Annotated in this window: 15 protein-coding genes and 1 other annotated feature; of the genes, 6 read left to right on the plus strand and 9 right to left on the minus strand. The window is 44.9% G+C overall.

Going from position 1 to position 14974, the window contains the following annotated elements; genetic code table 11:
* Window positions 1-6 precede the first annotated feature (6 nt).
* The 9 genes from hisF to hisG are packed head-to-tail and all read right to left on the minus strand — an operon-like array spanning window position 7 to window position 7892.
* Window positions 7-780, minus strand: a complete 774-nt coding sequence (gene hisF, locus HPC40_RS00095; RefSeq protein ID WP_208117443.1) for an imidazole glycerol phosphate synthase subunit HisF — start codon at window positions 778-780, stop codon at window positions 7-9.
* On the minus strand, window positions 762-1508 hold the full coding sequence (gene hisA, locus HPC40_RS00100; RefSeq protein ID WP_208117444.1) for a 1-(5-phosphoribosyl)-5-[(5-phosphoribosylamino)methylideneamino]imidazole-4-carboxamide isomerase: 747 nt from the start codon (window positions 1506-1508) through the stop codon (window positions 762-764). Before hisA ends, hisF begins: the two co-directional genes overlap by 19 nt.
* A gap of 37 nt (window positions 1509-1545) precedes the next feature.
* Entirely contained in the window at window positions 1546-2043 is a 498-nt protein-coding gene (locus HPC40_RS00105) for a protein disulfide oxidoreductase (protein ID WP_208117568.1), read from the minus strand.
* Window positions 2043-2636, minus strand: a complete 594-nt coding sequence (gene hisH / locus HPC40_RS00110; RefSeq protein WP_208117445.1) for an imidazole glycerol phosphate synthase subunit HisH — start codon at window positions 2634-2636, stop codon at window positions 2043-2045. The genes HPC40_RS00105 and hisH overlap by 1 nt, the downstream gene beginning before the upstream one ends.
* A 7-nt stretch (window positions 2637-2643) precedes the next feature.
* Window positions 2644-3474, minus strand: coding sequence for a hypothetical protein (locus HPC40_RS00115; protein ID WP_328805290.1), 831 nt, complete (start codon window positions 3472-3474; stop codon window positions 2644-2646).
* Window positions 3475-3519: 45 nt separating this feature from the next.
* Window positions 3520-4614, minus strand: coding sequence for a bifunctional histidinol-phosphatase/imidazoleglycerol-phosphate dehydratase HisB (gene hisB / locus HPC40_RS00120; protein ID WP_208117446.1), 1095 nt, complete (start codon window positions 4612-4614; stop codon window positions 3520-3522).
* Window positions 4615-4623: 9 nt separating this feature from the next.
* Window positions 4624-5688, minus strand: coding sequence for a histidinol-phosphate transaminase (gene hisC / locus HPC40_RS00125; protein ID WP_208117447.1), 1065 nt, complete (start codon window positions 5686-5688; stop codon window positions 4624-4626).
* Between the two features lie 8 nt (window positions 5689-5696).
* Complete coding sequence (gene hisD, locus HPC40_RS00130) at window positions 5697-6989, minus strand: histidinol dehydrogenase (RefSeq protein ID WP_208117448.1); 1293 nt, start codon at window positions 6987-6989, stop codon at window positions 5697-5699.
* A gap of 3 nt (window positions 6990-6992) precedes the next feature.
* A complete protein-coding gene (hisG, locus tag HPC40_RS00135; RefSeq protein ID WP_208117449.1) occupies window positions 6993-7892 on the minus strand; it encodes an ATP phosphoribosyltransferase in 900 nt (299 codons plus the stop codon).
* Window positions 7893-7931: 39 nt separating this feature from the next.
* Window positions 7932-8055: a sequence feature (His leader region), on the minus strand.
* A 258-nt stretch (window positions 8056-8313) separates the two neighbouring features.
* On the opposite strand from hisG, the gene HPC40_RS00140 reads away from it, so the two are divergent.
* The 6 genes from HPC40_RS00140 (at window position 8314) to deoD (ending at window position 14969) form a co-directional block, all read left to right on the plus strand.
* Entirely contained in the window at window positions 8314-9855 is a 1542-nt protein-coding gene (locus HPC40_RS00140; RefSeq protein WP_208117450.1) for a YjjI family glycine radical enzyme, read from the plus strand.
* Window positions 9855-10685 (plus strand): radical SAM protein, encoded by an 831-nt coding sequence (locus tag HPC40_RS00145; protein ID WP_208117451.1) that lies wholly within the window; start codon window positions 9855-9857, stop codon window positions 10683-10685. The genes HPC40_RS00140 and HPC40_RS00145 overlap by 1 nt, the downstream gene beginning before the upstream one ends.
* 141 nt (window positions 10686-10826) lie before the next feature.
* Window positions 10827-12098 carry a NupC/NupG family nucleoside CNT transporter gene (locus HPC40_RS00150; protein WP_208117452.1) on the plus strand — a complete coding sequence of 424 codons (1272 nt, stop codon included), beginning with the start codon at window positions 10827-10829 and terminating at the stop codon, window positions 12096-12098.
* 69 nt (window positions 12099-12167) lie between these two features.
* Complete coding sequence (deoC, locus tag HPC40_RS00155; protein WP_208117453.1) at window positions 12168-12959, plus strand: deoxyribose-phosphate aldolase; 792 nt, start codon at window positions 12168-12170, stop codon at window positions 12957-12959.
* A gap of 42 nt (window positions 12960-13001) precedes the next feature.
* Window positions 13002-14240: a phosphopentomutase gene (deoB, locus tag HPC40_RS00160; RefSeq protein WP_208117454.1), complete on the plus strand. Its 1239-nt coding sequence runs from the start codon at window positions 13002-13004 to the stop codon at window positions 14238-14240.
* Between the two features lie 9 nt (window positions 14241-14249).
* Window positions 14250-14969: a purine-nucleoside phosphorylase gene (gene deoD / locus HPC40_RS00165; RefSeq protein ID WP_208117455.1), complete on the plus strand. Its 720-nt coding sequence runs from the start codon at window positions 14250-14252 to the stop codon at window positions 14967-14969.
* Window positions 14970-14974: the final 5 nt, after the last annotated feature.

Genomic DNA, 14974 nt, shown 5'->3' on the forward strand with positions numbered 1-14974 from the left:
TCCTGTTTAACGACGAATGTCGATCTGTTGTGTGGCGAGGTACGCTTTCAGCTCGCCAATATTAATAATTTGTTTGTGGAACACGCTCGCAGCCAGTGCGCCGTCGACGTTGGCTTCAATGAACGCATCACGAAAATGCACCATTTCGCCCGCACCGCCTGAGGCAATCAGTGGCACGTGGCACACCGACCGCACTTTTTGTAATTGCACAAGATCGTAGCCATTGCGTACACCGTCTTGATTCATCATATTTAGCACAATTTCCCCTGCGCCACGACGTTGCACTTCTTCCACCCAATCTAACGTTTGCCAGTTGGTTTGGCGAGTGCGTTTTTCATCGCCCGTAAATTGGTTGACCCAGTATTTATCTGTTTCAACATCATGCCAAGTGTCGATCCCAACCACAATCGCCTGCACGCCAAAGCGATCGGCAAGGCGTTCGATGAGCGTAGGATCAGCCAGTGCAGGGGAGTTGATGGAGATTTTATCTGCGCCAAAGGCGAAAATTTGCTCAGCATCTGCCACGGTTTTAATGCCGCCTGCGACGCAAAACGGGATATCGATTACCTCTGCCACTCGCTGCACCCAGCTTTTATCAATGGTTCGCCCGTGTGCCGAGGCGGTGATGTCGTAAAACACCAGCTCATCTGCGCCCTCTTCGGCGTAGCGTTTTGCCAGTGGCACAATATCGCCAATGATTTCATGATTGCGAAACTGCACGCCTTTGACTACCTGCCCGTCGCGCACATCTAAACAAGGAATTATCCGTTTTGCCAACATGCAATTGCCTCCGCCACGTTAAATTTGCCTTCCAACAGTGCACGGCCCACGATCACGCCAGCCACGCCTGTGCCTTTGAGGGCTTCAATGTCGGCTAGCGAGCCGATGCCGCCTGAGGATTGAAACCGCACTTTAGGGTATTGCGCGCACACTTGGCGGTAGAGATCTACATTCGATCCTGCGAGTGTGCCGTCGCGTGAGATGTCGGTGCATAGCACATGTTGTAAGCCCACTTGGCTGAAATCGTCAATCACATGCTCTAATGTGAGCGTGCTGGTTTCTTGCCAGCCGTGAATGGCGATCAATTTTTGCCCATGGGTAATATTCACATCCAGCGCAAGGACAAATTTTTCCGCACCAAAGCGTTCAAACCAGCCTTTCACCATCTCGGGTTGCTTGATGGCAGTGGAACCAATCACCACACGGTTGGCACCCACGGCAAATAAATCCGCCACATCTTGCTCAGTGCGAATACCTCCGCCCACTTGCACAGGACAGCCCGTTTTTTCAATGATCGAGCCAATAAGTGCGGTTTGGCGGGCGTTTGGATCTTTTGCCCCCGTTAAATCGACCAAATGCAACTGCTTTGCCCCTTGTGCTACATAGTCAGCAAATTGTGTGATCGGGTCGTCGCTGTAGGTGGTCTGCTTGGCATAATCGCCTTGATGCAACCGTACCACGTGCCCGTCAATTAAATCTAACGCTGGGATAATAAGTGATGTTGTCATAATGTTCCTTTCATTTTTTTCTCTGAAATCAGCGCATTTACGCTAACCATAATCGTAATTTCAAACCCCATTTGCTGGCAAGTCCTGTGGTGGTATGCACAACTTTGCCTTGTTTGATAATGATAATGCTTGGTGTTACTTGCACTTGCCATGCACTGGCAAGCGCACCTTGAGGGTCATTAATGGTGCGAAAGTGGTAATGATGCTCATGCAAATACGCCTTGACCGCACTTTTATCGCCTGAACGCAACGCTACACTGACCACTTGGACACCCTCATCCACAAGGCTTGCCACCGCAGGCGAGGTCAGCTTGCAAATCGAACACCAACTGCCCCAAAAATAGAGCAACACAGGCTTTTCTTCACTCAATTTTCCTAGCTGTAAAGTGCGGTTATTCATATCCACCAGCTCCGCCTCCAACGCATTTTGCGGCGCAACAGGGCGACGGAAGTGGTCAACAATGAGAGATATTATCAGCACTGTTAGCCCTAAGGCGAGTACATTTTTTAGCCCTTTCTTAATCCAAGGACGCATCACACCTTCTCCACAAAATTGCGTAGTAATTGTGCCCCGGCTTTTCCTGAGCGTTCGGGGTGGAACTGCACGCCGTAGAAATTACCCTGTCCAATGGCGGCGGAGAACGGTTCGCCGTAGTCGCAGGTGGCAATGGTGTGTTTATTTGGGCGCACGGCAAAGCTGTGGACAAAATAGAAGTAGCTGTCTTGCGCTAGGCCGTCAAATAGCGGATGATCCGCCTCAAACCGCACTTTATTCCAACCCATATGCGGCAGTGGTAATCCATAATCGGGCAGTTTTTCGGTTTGTCCGCCAATCACGCCCAGTGCTGCCACATTGCCCTCCACTGAGAAATCTGTCATCAGCTGCATGCCAAGGCAAATGCCCAGCACAGGTTGGGTGAGAGATTGGATGGTGTCAATCAAATCGCGATCGCGCAAATTCGCCATCGCTGCATTTGCTGTGCCCACGCCTGGCAATAACAATTTATCCGCTGAACGGATCGCATTTAAATCATGGCTAATCTCTGCCGCAATCCCTAAGCGATCAAACGCAAATTTAACAGAAGACAGGTTCGCACAACCTGTGTCGATGATAATGAGTTTGGTCATATTTCCTCTATGCAATTATTTGAATAATAGCGATTAAAATACCAATAATCACAAATGCTAAATTCCACTTTTCTTGTTTGTTTTGTTTCTCTTTTTCTTCAACTCTGCGCCTACTGTCGGCATCTAAATGTAAAATATAGTGAACATTGGCTAATTGTGTTAATAACTCTTGTGCAGACTGACTAACTTCGAGGGCATTATCAAAAACCTTCCAACATTCACATAAACTTGGATTTTTCATTAAAACAGGTTGATGAAAAAACAATATTGCATTGAATTTTGTCGCTTCAATATAGAGTTGATTTAATTCCTCTATATTACAATTTTTACTATTAATTTCTTGTGCAAGCCGATCAGCAATACATTCAATTGCGCCTAGATAAGCATAGGCGAGAGCCTGCAAAAGCAGTTGTCTTTTAAAATGATCTTTTTGTCCATCAATATGAGAGTAGAAGCAAAAACCACGCCCATCAATATATGCTCGATGTGACGGATAAGAGATGAAATCATTACTTTTTATGGCTTTTGAGCCTCGAATTTCTTTTGATAATAATGCTGCTTCATTGTCGTCGAACTGAGATTGAATTAATATACTTGCTTTGGATAATTCAAAAGCATGAACGGGTGGTGTGCTAGAATGTTCTGTAATAATTATATTCTGCTCATAGTTTTTTCCAACAAAGAATTTAAGAAAAAAGTTGCCTTGTTCATCCGTTTTAAATTGACAGTTATCAAGCAAGATTTGTCGCAGAAAGCCGATTCTACCGCCTATATTGAGATCTTGGTAGCCTGACATATCCTGTGGCGAAAATGTCTTAAAAAGCTGATATGTTTGCACTATTTCACCTCCGTTAATCAAGTGCGGTCAAACCGCACTTTGCTATTACAATACCCCTTTTGAACTCGGCAGTACGTCGCTTTCCACTTTAAAGGCTTGCCGCAAGGTGCGGCCGAAGCATTTGAAGAGGGCTTCCACTTGATGGTGGGCATTTTTGCCTTTGACTTTTAAATGTAAGGTGCAGGCGAGCGCGTAGGTGAGCGACATGAAAAAGTGCTCTACCATCTCGGTGCTGAAATCGCCGACTTTATCGCGGGTAAATTTGGCTTTGAATTTCAGGTAGGGGCGACCTGATAAATCCAGTGAACATTGTGCTTCGCATTCGTCCATCGGTAGCACAAAGCCAAAGCGGGCAATGCCACGTTTGTCGCCAAGAGCTTGTTTGAGTGCTTCGCCAAGGGCAAGTGCGGTGTCTTCGATGGTGTGGTGATCGTCAATGTGCAAATCGCCTTTCACTGTTACATTCATTCTAAAACCGCCGTGGGTGGCAATTTGGTCGAGCATGTGATCGAAAAAGCCCAGCCCCGTTGCGATGTTGTTCACACCGGTTTCATCAAGCCACACTTCCACGTGGATGTCGGTTTCTTTGGTGGTTCGGATTACGCTGGCGTGGCGTGGTTTGTGGTCTTTATAGACTTTTTTCTCCGCCAAGATTTTTTCTGCGATCAGTTCCCAAGGTAATTTCTCAGGGTGATATTGTAGACCTGTGATGCCTAAATTGTCTGCCAGTTGCAAATCCGTTTCGCGATCGCCAATCACAAAGCTATGGGCAGGGTCGAACAGTTTTTTATCAATGTATTTTTTCAACAATTTGGTTTTCGGCTTGCGGCAATCGCAGTTATCTTCGCTCTTGTGTGGGCAGATGAGAATATCGTCAAAGGTGATACCTTGGGAGCGAAAAATTTCTAACATCGTGTTGTGTGGTGCGTCAAAATCTGCCTGAGGGAAAGCGTCAGTGCCTAAACCGTCTTGATTGCTGACCATCACAAAACGGTAGCCTTTGTCCTTGAGTTTTAACAATGCCGGGATCACATTCGGCTCAAGTTTTAATTTTTCGAGGCTGTCGATTTGAAAATCGGTTTTCGGCTCGTCAATCAGCGTGCCGTCACGGTCGATAAAAAGAATGTTTTGTTGTGTCATAATGTGTCCTTAGCGTTGTGCAAATGTATTAATCGCCGCCAGTGTGCGTGCGTTTTCATCTTGGGAGCCGATGGTCATGCGAATGCAATTTTCGAGCATGAATTGGCTGTGTTGATTACGTAAAATAATGCCATTGTGCCAGAGATAATCAAATAGGGCTTGCCCGTCTTTGGCTCGGAACAGCACATAGTTAGTGGCACTATCAAATACGTGTTCAATAATCGGACAGTTTTGCAAGGCGTTGATGACGAAAGTGCGGTTGTCGATCACCTCTTGCACGCGTACACGCATTGCGTTTATCCCTTCATCGCTCAGGGCTTGTTCGGCGATGTCGCTTACTGGCACAGGGATGGGGTAAGGGGCAATTACTTTTTGTAACACCTCAATAAGTGCTGGGTTTGCCAGTGTGAAGCCGCAGCGAAGTCCTGCCAGCGCAAAGGCTTTGGACAATGTGCGGATAATCGCCAAGTGTGGGTAGCGTGGCAAAAGTGCGGTTACGCTGTGTTCTGGACAAAATTCAATATACGCCTCGTCCACCACCACGATAGCACGCTCGGCGGTCATGTCTAAAAGTGCGGTCAGATCATCACGGTTAAGCAACGTACCCGTTGGGTTGTTCGGTGAGCAGACAAAAATGACTTTCACGCCGTCAAGGTTTTGCTCAATTTGGGCTAAATCGAGCTGAAAATTCTCCTTTAGCGGCACGGATTTGAGCGAGACACCGCAAGTTTCGCTGCTAACAGAATACATGCCATACGTCGGCGGACAGTACATTACCGCATCGTGTTCTGGCTCACAAAATGCACGAATAATCAGCTCGATCGCCTCATCACCGCCACGGCTGACCAACACATTTTCAGGTGTCAGCCCTGCATAGCGGGCATAGCGTGCGATAAGGGTTTCAGGTTGTGCTTCGGGGTAGCGATGAAAAGTGCGGTTTTTCAGTTGAATATCAGGCGAGCTGTGGTATTCATTAGCGTTAAGCCAAATATCGCCATTGCCCCCTAAACGCCGCGCGGATTGATACGGTGTGAGAATTTGAATATTTTTACGAGCAAGAGCATTGATGTTCATAAGAAATCCTATTTATCTTTTAATGATTTTAAGCGAATGCTCACGGCATTTTTGTGCGCCTCAAGCTGTTCGGCACTGGCCATGAGTTCCACTGTTTTGGCTAAATCTTTAAACCCTTGTGGTGTGAGTTCTTGCACGGTCATGCGTTTAGAAAAATCCGCTAAGCCTAAACTGGAGCTGGTGCGTGAATAACCATAGGTTGGCAGCACGTGGTTGGTGCCGCTGGCATAATCGCCCATGCTTTCAGGGGAATAGGCACCTAAGAAAATTGAGCCTGCGTTATCTAATAGTGGCAAGAGGTTGCGTGCGTTGTCAATTTGTACGATTAAGTGTTCGGGTGCGTAAGCATTGCTGATCTCCACACATTGGGCGAGATCGCTTGCGATAATGGTACGGCTATGTTCAAGTGCTTTACGTGCTGTTTCTGCACGCGGTAATGTGGAGAGCTGGCTTTCTAGTGCTAAATCCACTTCGAGTGCGAAACTTTCACTGGTGGTAACTAGCATGACTTGCGAATCTGCGCCGTGTTCAGCTTGAGAAAGTAAATCTGAGGCGACAAAATCGGGGTCGGCCATGTCATCGGCAATGACTAACACCTCAGATGGCCCCGCTTGCATATCAATTGCGGCACCGCCTGGCATTTGGCTGACTTGGCGTTTTGCTTCGGTTACATAAGCATTGCCAGGGCCGAAAATTTTATCCACTTTCGCCACGCTTTCCGTGCCAAATGCCATGGCGACAATTGCTTGTGCACCACCCACAGCATACACCGTTTCAACGCCGCAGAGTTTGGCACAATAGAGAATTTCATCGGCAATAGGTGGAGGCGAGCAGAGCACGATTTTTTGACAACCTGCAATTTTGGCTGGAATCGCCAGCATGAGCACAGTGGAAAAGAGCGGTGCACTACCACCAGGAATATAAAGACCTACTCGATTTATTGGGCGTGTTAGCACCTGACAACGCACGCCAGCTTGGGTCTCGACATCAACGGTGGGCATCGTTTGTGCTTGATGAAACGTGCGAATATTATCATACGCATTTTGAATAGCGGCTTTTAATTCAACGCTGACACGTTCGCACGCAGCATCAATGTCAGACTGGCTGACAATGACACTTTCCAGCAATTCTTTGTCGAATTTTTCAGTTAAGGAGAGTAATGCTTTATCGCCTTGCTCTCGTACTAACGCCATGATTGTGCCAACCGCACTTTGGATATTACTGGAGGCGGACATGGCAGGGCGAATCAGTGCGTCTTGCTGTTCTGCTTTATTGAGTTCATTCCATTTTAAAATTTGCATGATTTACTCCATCATTTTTTCAATTGGCAATACCAGAATTGAACTTGCGCCGATATTTTTTAACTGCTCCATCGTTTCCCAAAATAACGTTTCTTGGCTTACCATATGCAGTGCTACACGTTCGTCGTCGTGCGCAAGCGGGATAATCGTTGGGTTTTCTACGCCAGGTAATAATGCTACTACCTCTTCTAACCGCACTTTGGGTGCATGTAGCATAATGTATTTGGATTCACGCGCTTGAATGACCCCTTGCATACGGGTGAGGAGTTTATCCACCAGTGCTTGCTTTTCGCCTTCTAGCGTGCCATCGCGTTGAATTAGGCAGGCTTTGGAACGATAAATGACCTCTACCTCACGCAACCCATTGGCTTCTAATGTTGCTCCTGTGGAGACCAAATCACAAATGGCATCAGCCAACCCTGCACGAGGCGCAACTTCAACAGAGCCATTGAGCAAGCAACTTTTGAATGTGATGTTTTGCTCTGCCATAAAGCGTTTAAGCAGTTGTGGATAAGAGGTGGCGATACGCATATTGTTTAGGGATTTTTCGCCATTGTATTGTGCATCATTAGGTACGGCTAGCGATAAGCGACAATCACCAAAGTCAAGACGGCGTAGCATGTGGTATTTCACGTCTTCACCCGAATTTAAGCGAGTCAGCTCCTCTTCTTCTAATACATTCTCACCGATAATGCCAAGGTCAACTACGCCATCAAATACAAGCCCTGGAATATCGTCATCGCGTACCCGCAGAATATCAATGGGCATATTTTCGGCATAGGCAATCAGGCGTTGCTCATTGAGGTTGATTTTTACCCCGCAACGTTTTAATAACTCTTGCGAGTCGCGGCTTAGACGACCTGATTTTTGCATCGCAATGCGTAAACGTTTTTTGTCTGACATCGTATTATCCTTTCTTTTATCATTCATTTAAAATTAGCAAAAATAAACCCCTCGAAAGTGTCCTTCCGAGGGGTTAGATTGACCATGTCGTACATCACTCGGAAGTTATCTTCCAAGCAACACCAAACGCCTGAAAGATTAATCAGGGAAATGATGGTGATGATGAGTGGTACGAACAAAATTCATGTAAAGCTCCTATATAATGGCAATAACAATACTGAAAAATGTGCTGTGATGCAAGCATTGTTTTTATTATTTTTTAGGTATTAAAAATAACCGAACCGCACTTTTACTTTTTTGTGCCAAAAATGTGAGAAAGCTCGCAAAATTTAATCTTCATATATTTATTTGCGAAAATCTAATTGTTCTTAAATTTTCATTTCGATAAGATTCACTGATCACATTTTTTCAGGGGGTGGCAATGCTTGCAACATTACAAGATATTTTAGAGACAGTTAAAGCCGAAAATCTGACCACACAGCAAAAATTGATGTGTTTAGGCAATATTGCGGAGCGGTTATTTGACCCGCGAGAATTGTTACATTATACCGAAGAAGAGTGGCAGCACATTCAAAATCAGATGATTTGCGATCTCAATGAGGGCTATGCGATTTATCGCCCACGCTATATTTTGCCTGATTATTCGGTGTATATTCAAAAAGGTTGCGAGTTTTTAGAATTACCCGTGCCACAAACACTCGACGATGTGCTTGATGGGTTACTGATTTTATACGCCAATGTGCCGTCGATTACCACGTATCCTGTCTATATCGGGCGATTAGATGAGCTGCTTGAGCCATTTATTACCGATGAAAAAACGGATTACATTAAAATTAAACGCTTTTTAAATCATATTGATAAAACCATCCCCGATTCGTTCTGCCATGCCAATATTGGACCGTATGATACACGAGCAGGGCGGTTAATTTTGCAAGCTGTGATTGAGCTTGAAAATACGACACCGAATATGTCTATTCGTTATGACAAAACTAAAACCAGCCGAGAGTTTGCAGAGCTTGCGGCGAAAGCATGTTTGTTAGTATCAAAACCTTCATTTGCTAACGATGCCTATTATCGTGATGATCTGGGTGAACACTATGGGATTGCCAGCTGTTATAACGCATTACCAGAGTGCGGTGGCGCCTATACCTTAACCCGTCTGCGTTTAGGCACTATTGCTCGTGCGTGCGACAGTGTTGATCAGATGGTTAATGATTTACTGCCGCGTGTCGCGAAAATGGCATTATCTACTATGGATAAACGCCACCGCTTTTTAGTTGAAGAAGCCAACTTTTTCAGCACATCCTTTTTGGTCAAAGAAGGCTTTATTCGGCGTGAAAATTTCACCAGCATGATTGCCATTGTGGGGCTGGCGGATGCAACGAACCATTTGCTTGCCAAAGAAGGCATTAATGAAACCTTTGGGCAGAGTGTGCGCGGTGATGAAATTGCCACCGCTATTATGCAAAAACTTGATGAAGTTAATCAGGCACATCAAGGGCTCTATGTAGAGCGCACTAATAATCACTATTTATTGCATGCGCAAGTGGGGGCAAGTTGCCATGAGGAAGACAAAGCCAATACGCCAGCCCACCGTATTAAAGTGGGGCAAGAACCAACACTCTTGGCGCATTTGAAACAATCCGCACCATTTCATCAGTATTTCCCATCGGGTACGGGCGATCTGTTTGCGTTCGATCAGACCTATGTCGATCACCTTGATGCGGTGGTGGATATTATTGATGGTGCGTTTGCATCGGATTATCGTTACATTACCACCTATTTGAAAAACACCGATTTGATTCGGGTCACGGGTTATCTGGTGAAGAAAAGTGAAGTCGAACGGTTTAGAAAAGGGGAAGCCGTATTGCGTGATACCACATGGTATGGCTCAGGCACAGACGAATGTGCCGATGTGTTTGATCGCCAGTTGCGTGATGAACATGATGTGAATGCGGCATAATGCGTGTTGATAGAACGAGAAAGTGCGGTCAGACCGCACTTTTATCACTCAATGAGATTTATGTACCCTTGCACCGCATTATTCCGTTTTCCAATGTGGAAGGCAAAGGCAATCGTACGAGCATTTTTTTGCAAGGGTGCAAATTGAATTGCTTGTATTGTCATAATCCAGAAACTATTGCACGGCATAATCCTGACGCAAAATTAGTGAGTTTGCAGTATTTAGTGGATGAAGTGAAACAGGCGATGCCATTTATTCGTGGCGTCACGATTTCAGGCGGTGAGCCCACGATTCATCATCGTAAATTGGTGCCCTTATTTCAGGCGTTGCATGAGCTTGGGCTAACATGTTATTTGGATACTTCAGGCTTTTTTGATGTTGAGGCAATGAGTGAGTTGATTGCCCTGACAGACAAATTTTTGTTTGATATTAAAGGCAGTGGGCTGGGATTGCAACAATTGTGCTTTGATCGGCAAAATCGGCAAGGTAAAGTGCGGTCAACCCCAATGGAAGGGATTCGTGCGCATATCAAAACAAAAAATCTCACACGCAATATGCATAATTTGGAATGCTTATTGCCAATGGGAAAAATAGAAGAAGTGCGGTTGGTATTGATTAATGGGTTTTATGATGCCAAAACGCTGGTGCACTCGGTGTGTGGTTTATTAAAAGATTACCCTGATGTGCAGTTTAAAATAATCCGTGTTCACAATAAAGGCGTGCGTGATGCCACAGGACTTGCGCCCTTTATCCCAACAAAAGAGGAGGTTGATGCGTTGGCAGAATTTGCCAAACAGTGTGCAGTAGATAATGTGGTCACGATTTATTAACTATCTGGCTGAAAAAACCGCACTTAGGCTAAAAAGTCGGTGGTTAGTTTGACTTTGATCGCTTTTTGTTAGTTTTTATAAGATTTTTTTTGAAAATACGTCATAATCAATAACATTCTTTTTTCATTTTAGAGGTAATGTATGGACTCGTTAATGAGCATTCTCGGTATTGTTGTTTTGATTGGGATTGCGGTAATTTTTTCAAATAATCGCCGTGCCATCAATATTCGCACAGTAATTGGTGCATTTTTAATTCAATTCTGCGTTGGTGCGCTGGTGCTCTATGTGCCACCAGGTCGTCAAGCATTGCTCGCAGCCTCTGAAGCCGTCAATAAAGTTATCAACTACGGTAACGATGGGATTAATTTTTTATTCGGCGGGTTAGTGAGCGATAAAATGTTTGAAGTATTTGGGGGCGGCGGCTTTGTGTTCGCATTGCGTGTGTTGCCAACGATTGTTTTCTTCGCTTCATTAATCTCTGTTTTATATTATCTTGGCATTATGCAACTTGTAATTCGCCTCATTGGTGGATTTTTGCAAAAAGTGCTTAATACTTCAAAAACAGAATCAATGTCAGCTGCGGCCAATATTTTCGTAGGGCAGACTGAAGCACCATTATTAGTGCGTCCATACCTTGCAACTATGACAGAGTCTGAGCTATTCGCCATTATGTGTGGTGGAGTCGCCTCAATTGCGGGTGCGGTGATGATTGGTTATGCACAAATGGGGGTACCTCTTCCTTATTTGATCGCAGCGTCCTTTATGGCAGCACCAGGCGGATTATTATTTGCAAAAATTTTATACCCACAAACGCAGCATGTTGATGATTCGTTGCATATTGATGATAAAGCGGAAAAACCAGCAAATGTGCTTGATGCTGCGGCAATGGGCGCATCATCGGGTATGCAATTAGCACTTAATATCGGTGCGATGTTGCTGGCATTTATTGCATTAATTGCAATGCTTAATGGTATCATCGGCGGTGTGGGCGGCTGGTTTGGCTATGGTGATTTAAATCTTCAAACAATTCTCGGTTGGATTTTCCGTCCATTGGCATGGGTGATCGGGGTACCATGGGAGCAATCTGAAGTAGCGGGTGCTATGATAGGTCAAAAACTAGTCATTAATGAATTTGTGGCCTATGTTGATTTTGCACGCTATTTAGGAGAAAACGCCCCAATGGTGTTAGATGAAAAAACCAAAGCCATTATTACATTCGCATTATGTGGTTTTGCTAACTTTAGTTCTATTGCGATCTTAATCGGTGGTTTAGGTACCATGGCACCAAACCGTCGTAGCGACATTGCACGCTTGGGTATTCGTGCGGTAATCGCAGGATCATTATCTAATTTAATGAGTGCAACAATTGCAGGTCTATTCATCGGCTTGACAGGTGCGGTTGTCCTCGGTTAAGTTTATGCACCAATACACCACGGCTTGCCGTGGTGTTACTTTTTACAATAATAAAAAAGAGAGGCTACCATGTCGAATTTACAATCCCTGCCAGGTGCTGCCGAATTAGCACTGTCATTAATGGATTTAACCAGTTTACATGATGATGACACAGATGCGAGCATAACCGCACTTTGTCATCAAGCAAACACGCCGAAAGGTACGCCTGCCGCCTTATGTGTTTATCCACAATTTGTGCCGCTTGTGCGAGAAACGCTGGCAAAGTTGGGCTTAGAACAGGTCAAAATTGCAACGGTCACAAACTTTCCTCATGGAAATAGCGATGTTGCCAACGCGGTGGCGGAAACGGCAAGTGCGGTGCAAGCAGGCGCAGATGAAGTGGATGTTGTTTTTCCATACCGCACGTTGATGGACGGTGATGAAAAGTGCGGTTTTGTCTTGGTGCAAGAGTGTAAAAAAGTCTGCGCAGATGCAGGCGTGACATTAAAAGTCATCATCGAGACAGGTGAGTTGAAAACACCTGAATTGATTAAAAAGGCATCAGAAATTGCCATTCGCGCGGGAGCTGATTTTATTAAAACATCAACAGGAAAAGTGAGCGTGAATGCGACACCAGAGGCAGCGCGTGTGATGTTAAGCACCATTAAAGAAATGGGTGTGGAAGACAGAGTGGGATTTAAGGCAGCAGGTGGTGTGCGTACAAGCGAAGAGGCGCAATATTATTTACAGCTTGCTGCAGAGATTTTAGGCGAGAAATGGCTGGACGCTTCACATTTCCGCTTTGGTGCATCAGGGCTACTTAATGCGCTGTTGCGAACTTTAGGCGTCGATTCGTTGTCTAAATCGGATAGCTCGTATTAATAGGCAACGTGCTTTGCGTTAGACTACGCTAGGAGAAAAATAATGAAAAGAGCATTTATTTTAATGATGGATTCCTTTGGAATCGGTGCGGCTGATGATGCGGATAAATTCGGTGATGCAGGCGCAAATACATTGGGTCATATTGCACAACTGTGTGCTGAAGGTAAGGCAGATAATGAACACCGTCAAGGGCCATTAAGTTTGCCAAATTTAACGAAATTAGGTTTAGCATTAGCGGCAAAAGAATCCGCGGGTAATGTTCCTGCGGGGATGGACGCAGACAGTGATATTATAGGTGGTTATGCCTATGCGAAAGAAATTTCCTCTGGTAAAGATACGCCATCAGGGCATTGGGAAATCGCAGGCGTACCCGTATTATTTGAGTGGGGCTATTTTAAAGATCATCAAAACAGCTTCCCCCAAGAACTGCTTGATCGTATTGTCGAAAAATCAGGCATACCGGGCTATCTGGGGAATTGCCATTCATCAGGGACTGTCATTTTAGATGAATTGGGTGAGGAACATATGAAAACGGGCAAACCGATTTTCTATACGTCCGCCGATTCTGTATTCCAAATTGCTTGCCATGAGGAAACCTACGGCCTTGAAAAACTCTATGAGCTATGCCATATCGTGCGTGAAGAGCTCGAAGGCTATAACATCGGACGTGTTATTGCCCGTCCATTTGTGGGGGAGCGTGCTGGCAATTTCCAACGCACAGGTAATCGTCATGATTACTCTATTGAGCCACCTTCAGCAACGGTATTACAAAAATTGGTCGATGAGAAAGGCGGTGATGTCGTCTCTATCGGTAAAATTGCCGACATTTATGCTCACACGGGTATTACTCGTAAAATTAAAGCGACAGGGATAGAAGAGATTTTTGATAAAACAGTTGCTGAAATTAAAGCAGCTGGCGATAACACCATTGTGTTCCCGAATTTTGTCAATTTTGATTCTGACTATGGTCATCGCCGTGATGTTGCTGGTTACGCACAAGCATTAGAGTATTTTGATTCTCGTTTGCCAGAAGTACTCAAATTGGTTGAGGAAGGGGATTTATTAATTATTACCGCCGATCACGGTTGTGATCCAACTTGGCATGGCACAGATCACACTCGTGAGCATATCCCTGTGTTGATGTATGGCAGTGATGTGCCAAAAACATTTTTAGGTAAACGTGAGACATTTTCCGATGTAGGGCAAACATTAGCCAATTATTTTGACCTAAGCCCAATGGATTACGGTAAAACCATTATTGATTTTAAACAAGAAAAATAAGGATAAATTATGGCAACTCCACATATTAACGCAAAAGATGGTGCATTCGCTGATGTTGTATTAATGCCAGGCGATCCGCTACGCGCTAAGTACATTGCAGAAACATTTTTAGAAAACCCAGAGCAGGTAACGAATGTTCGTAATATGCTGGGTTTTACAGGGACTTATAAAGGGCGTAAAGTATCCGTTATGGGGCATGGCATGGGGATTCCATCGTGCTCAATTTATGCGACCGAATTGATCAAAGATTATGGCGTGAAAAAAATCATTCGCGTGGGTTCATGTGGCGCAGTGAAAGAAGATGTAAAATTGCGTGATGTCGTCATTGGGATGGGGGCATGTACTGATTCCAAGGTCAACCGTATCCGTTTTAAAGATAATGATTTTGCTGCGATTGCAGACTACTCACTGGTTGAAAGTGCGGTTCAAGCGGCGCGCGCACGCGGTGTGAATGTGCGTGTCGGGAATCTGTTCTCAGCGGATCTCTTCTATACGCCAGATGCTGAAATGTTTGATTATATGGAAAAATATGGCATTTTAGGGGTTGAAATGGAAGCGGCTGGCATCTACGGCGTGGCGGCGGAATACGGTGCAAAAGCATTAACAATCTGTACTGTATCAGATCATATTCGCACAGGTGAGCAAACCAGCGCAGAGGAACGTCAATTAACGTTTAATGAAATGATTGAAATTGCTCTTGATGCCGTATTGCTAAACGATAACGCGTAACAGGA

Source organism: Spirabiliibacterium falconis, assembly GCF_014885015.1.
In the GTDB taxonomy this organism is placed as follows: Bacteria; Pseudomonadota; Gammaproteobacteria; order Enterobacterales; family Pasteurellaceae; genus Spirabiliibacterium; species Spirabiliibacterium falconis.